The organism is Algoriphagus mannitolivorans DSM 15301, assembly GCF_000429425.1.
Lineage (GTDB): Bacteria > Bacteroidota > Bacteroidia > Cytophagales > Cyclobacteriaceae > Algoriphagus > Algoriphagus mannitolivorans.
The window spans coordinates 1-2,022 of record NZ_AUBV01000021.1; the positions used below are offsets into that span (position 1 = coordinate 1).

The 2,022-nt window shown below is 45.2% G+C and carries 1 protein-coding gene; it reads left to right on the forward strand.

Annotation, left to right across the window (positions count from 1 at the left end; all coding sequences use genetic code 11):
• The coding region (locus tag G458_RS21560) for a DUF7507 domain-containing protein (protein ID WP_157359845.1) at nucleotides 1-2,022 on the forward strand (2,022 nt) is incomplete at both ends.

Below are 2,022 nucleotides of genomic sequence, written 5' to 3' on the forward strand. Positions count from 1 at the left end.
GACTTTACGGTGACCAACCCAGCCGCAGTATGTGAGCCGGGCACCGTGGATATTACTTTAACCCACACCGGAGTTGAGGGAGCAGAGTTCACCTATTGGATGAACCAGCAAGCCACTCAAGGAGTAGCAAATCCTAAAGCAATTTCCGTATCTGGTACCTATTTCATCAAAGCAACTTCAGAAGAAGGCTGTATGGTGATTAAGCCGGTGGTTGTTGTAGTCAATGCAGCCCCAGCGGCTCCTATAAGTGAAGGAAATAAGGTGGTTTGTGAGACTGCTCCAATTCAGACTTTGACCGCGACTGCCACTCTACCGCAAGGATTCAGTGTGGTATGGTATGATGCCGCTGTGGGTGGAAACGTGGTAGCCAATCCAATCAAGAATACGGTAGGCTCTGTGACCTATTATGCACAGGCCGTGAACAATTCTACCGGTTGCGTAAGCTTAACCAGAACAGCGGTCATCCTTACCATTCTTGATGCACCTGCCCCTCCTTTAAGTGATGGGAATGTCACTATCTGCGAAGGTGATGCTCAAAAAATCACTGCAAGTGCAGTAGCCCCAGGCACTATTGTTTGGTATGATGCTGCTGTAGGAGGTAACGTGGTTGCAGACCCAAGTCTTAGCAGTGTCGGTTCAGTTATTTACTATGCTCAGTCAGTTGGTACATCTTGTTCAAGTTTGGAAAGAACTCCAGTAACCTTGACCATTCTTCCAGCTCCTGCAGCTCCTGTAAGTGGAGGAAATCAAACTGTTTGCTTCTTTGAACAAGGTCAGACCTTGACAGCGACAGCTTCTGTTCAACCTGGCTTCAGCATTGTTTGGTATGATGCTGCATCTGGAGGAAATGTTATAGCCAACCCAACTTTAAGCAGCGTTGGTTCTGTAACCTATTATGCTCAGGCAGTAAATAACCAAACCAACTGCTCTAGCTTGACAAGAACCCCGGTTACTCTAACCTTTAACTCTTGCTCAATTTCCTTGACTAAGACTCCAAATGTACAGTCGGTGAACAATGCAGGTGATGTGATTACCTACACGCTGACTGTTACAAATACAGGAAATGCAACTTTGAACAATGTAACGGTTACAGATCCGTTGACTGGATTTAACCAAAATATCGGTTCACTGGCAGGAGGTCAATCTGCAAATCTTGAAACGTCTTACACAACAAATCAGGCAGATATCGATAGAGGAAGTATTTTGAATGTTGCCTCTGCAAGTGGAGTGGCAAATGGTTCGGAAGTATCTGCCCAGGCAGAAGCTTCAGTCATTGCAAATCAAAACCCAGCTATTAATGTCGAGATTACAGACAACGATCCTGTTCTGGTAAATCCAGGTGACGAAATTCCATACACCATCGTGGTTACCAATACCGGAAATGTGACTCTGGATAATGTGACGGTAGTAGATACCGTAACCGGTACTGTAGTGAATGTGGGCACCTTAGCACCTGGCGAAAGCAAGACTATTGAGGTAAATTATCCGATTACTCAGGAAGACGTTGACCGTGGAAATGTAACCAATGAGGCTACTGCTACGGGTGAAAGTCCAAATCAGGGTGATGATAACCCGACTGATACAGATGAGGTAACTACTCCAATTAACCCTCTTCCTGGTATTGTCTTGAATAAGACCGCTGATAAATCAGTTATCAGAGAAGCAGGTGAAGTTGTCACTTATACCTTGACTGTAACCAATACTGGTAACGTGACCTTGTATGATGTGACTGTAAGTGACCCAATGACTGGTCTTAATGAAAATATAGGAACAGTTGCTCCAGGGGAATCTGCAAGTGTTGTAACTGAATATGTGGTGACTGTTGAGGATTTGGAAGGTGAAAGCCTAGTGAATTTGGCTAGCGTATCCGGAACTCTACCTGACGGAGAAACAAAAATTGGTGATGAGGACACTGAAACTGTAGGTGTTGGAGCCAATGAGATCATCGCCAATGATGACGACTATGGAACCTTCTTCTTAAGATTCGGCGGAGTGATCGGCAATATTCTGGACAACGACCGC